This is a genomic window from Pseudescherichia sp. (genome assembly GCF_031998825.1).
In the GTDB taxonomy this organism is placed as follows: Bacteria; Pseudomonadota; Gammaproteobacteria; order Enterobacterales; family Enterobacteriaceae; genus Pseudescherichia.
In genome coordinates, this window is record NZ_DAMACX010000038.1 from 36888 (window position 1) to 44923 (window position 8036).

The following is an 8036-nucleotide window of genomic DNA, read 5'->3' on the forward strand; positions in this document are numbered from 1 at the left end:
GACGAAGATAAGGCTATACAGAACAGGAGACGATCATGGCGGATTGGATTACAGGAAAAGTTACGAAGGTAGAATTTTGGACCGACGCGCTCTTTAGCCTCACCGTTCATGCTCCCATCCACCCCTTCAAAGCGGGCCAGTTTGCCAAGCTGGGCCTGGAGATTGACGGCGAGCGCGTGCAGCGCGCCTACTCCTACGTTAACGCTCCCAGCGATCCTAATCTTGAGTTTTATCTGGTCACCGTACCGGACGGCAAGCTGAGTCCGCGCCTTGCGGCGCTGAAGCCGGGCGATGAGGTGCTGATCGTGAGCGAGGCCGCCGGGTTCTTTGTGCTGGAGGAGATCCCCGAGTGTGAAACGCTGTGGATGCTGGCTACCGGAACAGCCATTGGCCCCTACCTCTCGATTCTGCAGGAGGGGAAGGACCTGGAGCGCTTCAAAAACCTTGTGCTGGTTCATGCCGCGCGCTATGCCGAGGATCTCAGCTATCTACCGTTGATGCTGGAGCTGCAAAAACGCTACGAGGGTAAACTGCGCATTCAGACGGTAGTCAGTCGCGAAACGGTAGCCGGTTCGCTGCACGGACGTGTACCGGCGTTGATTGATAGCGGTGAGCTAGAGCGCGCCGTCGGGCTGACGATGCGAGCGGAAGAGAGCCATGTGATGCTGTGCGGGAATCCGCAGATGGTGCGTGATACTCAGCAGCTACTGAAAGAGACCCGGCAGATGGCCAAACACCTGCGCCGTCGTCCGGGCCATATGACCGCTGAGCACTATTGGTAATTAACGGGCCTGGTGGCTAACGGAACTTAACGTCCAGCGTCGTTTTACCAAACTTGTTTTCGCCCGGCGTGCCAAGAAACGCGCCGAGGTCTACCAGCAGCATGACCAGAATCAGCGTTGGGATAAAGCGCCCTACCGCCCACGTCCAGACGCCCCCTAACACATCCCAGCGTCCGGCCAGCAACATCCACGCCAGGATCAGCAGCAAGGCCCAATAGCCTGATTTACCGCGATCGTGCAGCCGTTTTACCACCACGCAGGTGGTTGGCCAGAGCAGGCTCACCAGCGCAAAGGCAGCCAGCTGTAGATCTACCAGCCCGCTTCCCGCCAGTGAAAAGAGTGCCACCATCGACAGCGCCCAGAGCGCTATCCAGATCCAGAAGTCACGGCGTCCAATACGCCCTTTAAATGAGAATAACCACTGCTGTATGGTCATGTAAGGTTCCTTATAATCGTAGTGCTGCGTAGTTTACCTTAGTCGGGTCAGCTTTTGACAAGCCAGACGGTTATCGTTTTAATCGGGATAGCTAAACAGAGGGAGAGATCATGAAAAAATGGAGCGTATTACTGGCCTGGCTGATGTTTTGTCTGCCCGCGCTGGCGGTAGAGGTTCCCCTTGCCGCCACGGCCCCCTATCTGCTGGCGGGCGCGCCAACCTTCGATCAATCCATTAGCCAGTTCCGGGAGAAGTTTAACGCCGATAACCCTGGGCTGGCGCTAAACGAGTTTCGCGCCATTGAATCACGCAACGACCGCGCCAATTTGACCCGGGCCGCCAGCAAGATCAATGAATCGCTCTATGCCTCCACGGCCCTTGAGCGCGGCACGCTAAAGATCAAGTCGATGCAGATCACCTGGCTGCCCGTTCAGGGGCCAGAGCAGAAAGCGGCGAAAGCCAAAGCGCTGGAGTATATGGCCGCAGTGTTACGCGCCTTTTCACCGCAGCTATCCAAAGCCAATAGCCTGCAAAAAGTGCAAAAGCTGCTGAACAGAGGCAAAGGCAAAGCCTGGTATGCCGAGACGGAAGGCGCGCTGCGCTATGTTGCAGCAGATAACGGCGAAAAAGGGCTGACCTTCGCTGTTGAACCGATTAAGCTGACGCTATCTGATAGTGCTGAAGGTAACAATAAATGATAAAAAGCAAAGCCTTTGCAGGGATGAATCTCTATACTGTTTGACAACCATGCTGCCTGCAAACGGCAGCCATATTCCTTGATTCGCTGACAAAGCGTGGAGAATAAAAATGCGACATCCTTTAGTGATGGGTAACTGGAAACTGAACGGCAGCCGCCAGATGGTAAACGAGCTGGTAGCTAACCTGCGTAAAGAGCTGGCTGGCGTCACCGGCTGCGGCGTAGCAATCGCGCCGCCGGCCATGTATCTGGACCTGGCCAAACAGGCCGCAGCGGGCAGCCACATTATCCTCGGCGCGCAGAACGTTGACGTGAACCTCTCCGGCGCATTTACCGGTGAAACGTCTGCTGAGATGCTGAAAGACGTTGGCGCACAGTACATCATTATCGGTCACTCAGAGCGTCGCACCTACCACGCTGAATCTGACGAGCTGATCGCGAAAAAATTCGCCGTGCTGAAAGAGCAGGGTCTGATCCCAGTTCTGTGCATCGGTGAAACCGAAGCAGAAAACGAAGCGGGTAAAACCGAAGAAGTGTGCGCACGTCAGATCGACGCCGTGCTGAAGACCCAGGGCGCAGCCGCGTTCGAAGGCGTAGTGATTGCCTACGAACCGGTATGGGCTATCGGTACCGGCAAATCAGCGACCCCGGCGCAGGCCCAGGCGGTGCATAAATTTATCCGTGACCACATTGCTAAAGCTGACGCGAAAGTGGCTGAGCAAGTGATCATTCAGTACGGCGGCTCGGTTAACGCCTCTAACGCGGCTGAACTGTTCACCCAGCCGGATATCGACGGTGCGCTGGTTGGCGGTGCATCCCTGAAAGCTGACGCGTTCGCAGTGATTGTGAAGGCAGCGGAAGCGGCTAAACAGGCGTAATCCTGCAGTGACGGGGGATCGTCTCCCCCGTCATACTCTCGTTCTGCCTTACCAGTATCCTAACCAGTGCCACCAGAGGGCACCGGTAACGCCCCAAATCAGCAGATTGACTACCGACATCACCAGCCCCGTTTTCCACCACTCCGCAAGCGTAACGTAGCCAGAACCAAAAATAATGGGTGCCGTGCCCGTTCCATAGTGCGTCAGCGACATCATCAGCGACGAAGAAAAACCGAGCATTAAACCAAGCAGCGCAGGTGGTGCGCCCAATCCCAGCCCCGCAGCGAAGAAAGCGGCAAACATGGCGGTAATATGCGCGGTGGTGCTGGCGAAAAAGTAGTGGGAATAGAAATAGATAAGGATCAAAAGCAGCGTCGCAATACTCCAGTGCAGGCCTAAGTGGCTGATAGCGCTGCCAACGCTCGTCGCCAGCCAGCTCACAAGCCCCAGCTTGCTTAGAAACTCTGCCATCATGACCAATGCGGCGAACCAAACGATGGTATCCCAGGCCCCGCGGCACTTAAGAATATCCTCCCAGCTTAATACCCCAGTGAGTAACAGAATAGAGAGGCCGATTAGCGCTGCGCTGGTCGGGTTCACGCTCCAGCTGCTTCCCATTACCATGGCTGGCACATCAGCCCACAGGCAAAGCAGTAAAATGAAGACCGCCAAAGTAATCTTCTCGGCGAGGGATAGGGGGCCAAGCGCATCCAGCTTTTGCCGGGCAAAACGTGGCGCGTCTGGCGTACGCGTTATCGCAGGCGGATAGATCAGCCAGATAACGATCGGCATGACAATCAGCGATATGACTGCCGGAAGCAGGGCGGCAACGGCCCACATCCCCCAGGTCATATTCAGCACGCCATCGCTACCTTTGGTTAAAAAGCTAACAATCAACGGGTTTGGCGCGGTTGCAGTGATAAACATCGCAGACGTGATGGGGTTAATGTTGTAATTCACCAACGCCAGATAACGCCCCGTCGAGCCGTTTTCACTGTCGCCAGGCTGAGAGCCAAGGCTCTCTGCAATCGCCCGCATAATAGGGTGGATAATGCCGCCGCCGCGCGCAGTATTGCTTGGCGTCACCGGTGCAATCAGCGTTTCCGCCAGGGTTAAGGCCCAGGCGATCCCCATTGTCCGCTTGCCGAACAGGGCAATAAACCCGTAGCCGATACGTCCCCCCAGACCCGTTTTAAGCAAACTTTGCGAAAGCATAATCGACAGGCCAATCAGCCAGATCAGTTGGTTAGAGAAGCCGCTCAGCGCATCGCTAAGCGCCGCCGTAGGTTTACCGGGGTGAGTAACGCCGGTCATCGCCACCAGCATAATCGCCACTATGGCAATAGCGCCAATAGGCATGGCTTTACCGATAATCGCTGCAATGGTGCCGATAAACAGCGCCAGCAGCTGCCACGCCTCAGGCGTTACATCGGCAGGTACGGGAATAACCAACGAGATGGTCAAGGTGATAGCAATAGCAATGATGGCGGGCCAACATCGTACAGGGGTTAAACTGTCCATAAATCCATCCTTGAATGTTCAGCGCGCAGATGCGCGCTGAGGTATTAACCAGCATCATCAAGGATAAATCCCTCTATCACCTCACAAAACTTAAGGATTAAGAGAACGACTTTCGCAGAAGAGGATTAGAGTTTTCCCAATACCTGATACCACAGATAGTCCAGCGGCAGCAGTACCAGATACGTTGCCACCGCCAGTGCCAGACAGAGCAAGATCCCCGCCCGTGCGGGTACCTTGCCTAACGCCATCGCCACCACGATGGGCGAGGCCTGGTACGGCAGCAGCGGCGTCGAGTACCCCAGCACCTGGATCATAATCACCGACAGCAGCGGGAACCCGGTAGCGTCAGAGAAGCTCTTGGCCAGGGTGGTATAGAGTGCCGGAACACCGTTGGCGGTCATAATAAAGTTAAGCGCGGTAGTAATGCCGGTCAGCGCCAGGAAACTGGTAAACGGATTTTGCGGATCGAGCGGCATAATATGCAGCAGGGCGTCGCCCACCGCACGGCCAATACCGGTTTGCGTCACCGTGATCGCCAGGCCTAAAATCCCCGCCACGTAGATGCAGGTCCGGATGTTCACCCCTTTAGAGAACTCCTCCCCGTTAATAAAGCCGATACGCGGCAGCAGCGTCACGCAGGCCGCCACCAGTCCGGTCCAGGCCGGGCCAACTCCATGCCAGCTCTCTGTCACCCACAGGATAAGTACGACTGCCAGCATCCAGGCGAGCCGCTTCTCGTCCCGGCTCATCGGTGCAGCGGGTTCGAGATCGCGCGCCGCGTGGGGCCTGCCGGGAAAGAGCCAGCAGATGAGCGCAATCAGGATCAGCCCCTTCAAAATGCCCAGCACCGGGGTATGCAGCAGCAGATAGGGAACGTAGTTGAGATGGATACCAAACGCCCCTTCCGCCGCGCCGCTCATCACCAGGTTCGGCACGTTAGCCGGCAGAATGGTGGCGGAGAGCTGGAAGGTACCAAAACCCACCGCCAGCGCCAGGCCAAACCATGCCCGCGACCCCTCATTGATCCCGGCCCGCGCCGCCATCGCGGCAACAATGGGCATCAGCAGGGCGATGCGCCCCATGTTCGACGGCATGATAAAGGCCAGGGCATAGCTCAGTAACACGACGCTGCCCACCATCAACAGCCACGAATCCGTCAGTTTCGCCGAGATCGCCCTCGCCGCCCGGTCAGCCAGCCCGGTCTTGCGGATCGCCACGCCCAGCACAAAGCCGCTAAAGACCAGCCAGAATGCCGACGAGGCAAAGCCGCCGAAAATAACGTCCGCCGGTGCGATTTTGGCTACCATGGCAGCGGCAAAGAAGAGCAGCGCGGTAATAAACTCCGGCAGCAGGGAGGCCGCCCACAGCACGATGGTAATACCGATAATCAGTGAGGGAAGGAACAGAGGGTGCGTTAACCAGAGTGACATGCCTGTCTCCTGCTATTTTTTCACCGAGTCTACGGCGACAGGAGGGTTCAGTAAACGCCATTAATAGTGGGACAAAAAAACGGCCCCGCGGGGCCGTTAGTCTTAACGCTTGCTGATTTGGTCGAAGGTACCACCGTTAGAGAAGTGATCCTTCTGGGCTTTTGTCCAGCCACCAAACTCATCATCAATGGTGAACAGCTTGAGTTTCGGGAACTCGCTGTCATATTTCTTCGCTACGTCCGGGTTACGCGGACGGTAGAAGTTTTTCGCCGCGATCTCCTGCCCTTCCGGGGAGTAAAGATACTTCAGATAGGCTTCAGCCACGGCTTTGGTCTCTTTTTTATCGACCACTTTGTCAACCACGGAGACGGTCGGTTCGGCGAGGATAGACTCGCTCGGGGTGACAATTTCAAACTTGTCTTTGCCCAACTCGTTAGTGGCCAGCAGCGCCTCGTTCTCCCAGGCGATCAGCACGTCACCGATGCCACGCTCAACGAAGGTATTGGTCGCCCCACGTGCGCCGGAGTCCAGCACTTCCACGTTCTTGAAGAGCGCTTTCACGAAGTCCTGCGCTTTAGCCTGGTCATTGTTGTTGTGGTGCAGAGCGTAGCCCCACGCCGCCAGGTAGTTCCAGCGTGCACCGCCGGAGCTTTTCGGGTTCGGCGTGATCACCGAGACGCCCGGCTTAATCAGATCGTTCCAGTCGTGGATCTGTTTCGGGTTGCCTTTACGCACCAGGAAAACGATGGTGGAGGTATAGGGCGCGGAGTTATCCGGCAGGCGTTTGATCCAGTTTTTGTCGATGCGTCCACGTTCGGCGATGGCATCAACGTCATAGGCCAGTGCCAGGGTCACCACATCGGCTTCGATGCCATTGATGACGGAGGTAGCCTGTTTGCCTGAGCCGCCGTGCGACTGGCGAACAGTCACGTTATCACCGGTCTCCTGCTTCCAGTGTGCGCTAAATGCTTTGTTGTACTGCTCGTACAGCTCACGCGTTGGATCGTAAGAGACGTTTAAAAGCTGAATGTCCTTTGCCAGAACGCTGCCGGAGGCCAGCAGCAACGTTAACCCTACACCCCATTTGTTCATCGCTCACTCTCTTATGTTGAGTTGTGTTGTGATGGACTCAGCGTGCCAGAAAGTGGATCAATGATTAAAGAATAAAAAAAGATTGGCTATAACGAAGGGGAATAAAGATGGGGTTAGGCGAAAAAAAGCTCGGTGGCGCTACGCTTACCGAGCCTACGGGATGGCGTTGTAGGCCGGGTAAGGCGCAGCCGCCACCCGGCGAAAATTACTGTTAGTAGAGCTTCTTAGCGCAGTCCAGCCAGTCGCCTTTAAACGGACGCTTCATATTTTCGATAGCGTCGATGATGTCATGGTGCACCATCTTCTCGTTCTGAATACCGACGCAGCGGCCGCCGTGGCCCTGCAGGAGCAGTTCAATGGCGTAGGCACCCATACGGGAGGCCAGAATACGGTCGTAAGGGACCGGAGAGCCGCCGCGCTGGATGTGGCCGAGAACGGTGGCACGGGTTTCGCGCTTGGTCTCAGACTCGATGTACTTCGCCAGCTCGTCGATATCGCAGATATGCTCGGTAATCGCCACGATGGCATGCTTTTTACCTTTGGCGATCCCAGCTTTGATCTCGCTCACCAGATCTTCACGGTTAAACTCAACTTCCGGCAGGACGATAAACTCACAGCCACCGGCAATAGCCGCCGCCAGGGTCAGATCGCCACAGTAGCGGCCCATCACTTCCACGATGGAGATACGCTGGTGGGAAGAGGAGGTATCGCGCAGGCGGTCAATCGCTTCAACGACGGTATGCAGCGCGGTGAAGTAGCCGATGGTGTAGTCGGTACCGGCAACGTCGTTATCGATAGTGCCCGGGAGGCCGATACACGGGAAGCCCATCTCGGTCAGGCGTTTTGCCCCCATATAAGAGCCGTCGCCGCCGATGACCACCAGCGCGTCGATGCCGCGTTTTTTCATGTTTTCGATAGCCACGGCGCGGATATGCTCTTCACGGAACTCCGGGAAGCGAGCAGAGCCAAGGAACGTGCCGCCACGGTTGATCATGTCGGAGACGCTGTAGCGGTCGAGTTGCACCATACGGTCTTCATACAGGCCCAGATAGCCGTCGTAAATGCCGCAGACTTCCAGACCTTCAGTCAATGCTGCCCGGACTACGCCACGAATTGCAGCGTTCATGCCAGGCGCATCACCGCCACTTGTCAACACACCGATTTTCTTAATCATGACTACCTCTGAACTTAGGAATGCAA

At 56.3% G+C, this 8036-nt stretch carries 8 protein-coding genes; 3 read left to right on the forward strand and 5 right to left on the reverse strand.

Annotated features, from left to right (window positions below; all coding sequences use genetic code 11):
- Positions 1 to 35: 35 nt before the first annotated feature.
- Positions 36 to 782, forward strand: coding sequence for a ferredoxin--NADP(+) reductase (gene fpr / locus RTP97_RS16205; RefSeq protein ID WP_312415470.1), 747 nt, complete (start codon positions 36 to 38; stop codon positions 780 to 782).
- Positions 783 to 798: 16 nt separating this feature from the next.
- Here the strand turns inward: fpr and RTP97_RS16210 are convergent, their stop codons facing one another.
- Complete coding sequence (locus tag RTP97_RS16210; protein WP_312213954.1) at positions 799 to 1218, reverse strand: DUF805 domain-containing protein; 420 nt, start codon at positions 1216 to 1218, stop codon at positions 799 to 801.
- 110 nt (positions 1219 to 1328) lie between these two features.
- On the opposite strand from RTP97_RS16210, the gene RTP97_RS16215 reads away from it, so the two are divergent.
- Positions 1329 to 1916 (forward strand): DUF1454 family protein, encoded by a 588-nt coding sequence (locus RTP97_RS16215; RefSeq protein ID WP_312415471.1) that lies wholly within the window; start codon positions 1329 to 1331, stop codon positions 1914 to 1916.
- Between the two features lie 109 nt (positions 1917 to 2025).
- Complete coding sequence (gene tpiA, locus RTP97_RS16220) at positions 2026 to 2793, forward strand: triose-phosphate isomerase (protein WP_312213958.1); 768 nt, start codon at positions 2026 to 2028, stop codon at positions 2791 to 2793.
- A gap of 48 nt (positions 2794 to 2841) precedes the next feature.
- Here tpiA and RTP97_RS16225 read toward each other — a convergent pair whose 3' ends face one another.
- The 4 genes from RTP97_RS16225 to pfkA all read right to left on the reverse strand — a co-directional run bounded on the left by RTP97_RS16225 (position 2842) and on the right by pfkA (position 8010).
- Positions 2842 to 4314, reverse strand: a complete 1473-nt coding sequence (locus tag RTP97_RS16225; RefSeq protein WP_312415474.1) for a DASS family sodium-coupled anion symporter — start codon at positions 4312 to 4314, stop codon at positions 2842 to 2844.
- Positions 4315 to 4439: 125 nt separating this feature from the next.
- On the reverse strand, positions 4440 to 5744 hold the full coding sequence (locus RTP97_RS16230) for an SLC13 family permease (RefSeq protein ID WP_312415477.1): 1305 nt from the start codon (positions 5742 to 5744) through the stop codon (positions 4440 to 4442).
- A gap of 102 nt (positions 5745 to 5846) precedes the next feature.
- Positions 5847 to 6836, reverse strand: a complete 990-nt coding sequence (locus tag RTP97_RS16235) for a sulfate ABC transporter substrate-binding protein (protein WP_312415480.1) — start codon at positions 6834 to 6836, stop codon at positions 5847 to 5849.
- A gap of 211 nt (positions 6837 to 7047) precedes the next feature.
- Positions 7048 to 8010 (reverse strand): 6-phosphofructokinase, encoded by a 963-nt coding sequence (pfkA, locus tag RTP97_RS16240; protein WP_103821681.1) that lies wholly within the window; start codon positions 8008 to 8010, stop codon positions 7048 to 7050.
- Positions 8011 to 8036: the final 26 nt, after the last annotated feature.

What these genes read in the sequence shown, in the direction of transcription:
- fpr (WP_312415470.1), top strand. Translation starts at nt 36, where the DNA reads ATGGCGGATTGGATTACAGGAAAAGTTACGAAGGTAGAATTTTGGACC.
- RTP97_RS16210 (WP_312213954.1), bottom strand. Translation starts at nt 1,218, where the DNA reads ATGACCATACAGCAGTGGTTATTCTCATTTAAAGGGCGTATTGGACGC.
- RTP97_RS16215 (WP_312415471.1), top strand. Translation starts at nt 1,329, where the DNA reads ATGAAAAAATGGAGCGTATTACTGGCCTGGCTGATGTTTTGTCTGCCC.
- tpiA (WP_312213958.1), top strand. Translation starts at nt 2,026, where the DNA reads ATGCGACATCCTTTAGTGATGGGTAACTGGAAACTGAACGGCAGCCGC.
- RTP97_RS16225 (WP_312415474.1), bottom strand. Translation starts at nt 4,314, where the DNA reads ATGGACAGTTTAACCCCTGTACGATGTTGGCCCGCCATCATTGCTATT.
- RTP97_RS16230 (WP_312415477.1), bottom strand. Translation starts at nt 5,744, where the DNA reads ATGTCACTCTGGTTAACGCACCCTCTGTTCCTTCCCTCACTGATTATC.
- RTP97_RS16235 (WP_312415480.1), bottom strand. Translation starts at nt 6,836, where the DNA reads ATGAACAAATGGGGTGTAGGGTTAACGTTGCTGCTGGCCTCCGGCAGC.
- pfkA (WP_103821681.1), bottom strand. Translation starts at nt 8,010, where the DNA reads ATGATTAAGAAAATCGGTGTGTTGACAAGTGGCGGTGATGCGCCTGGC.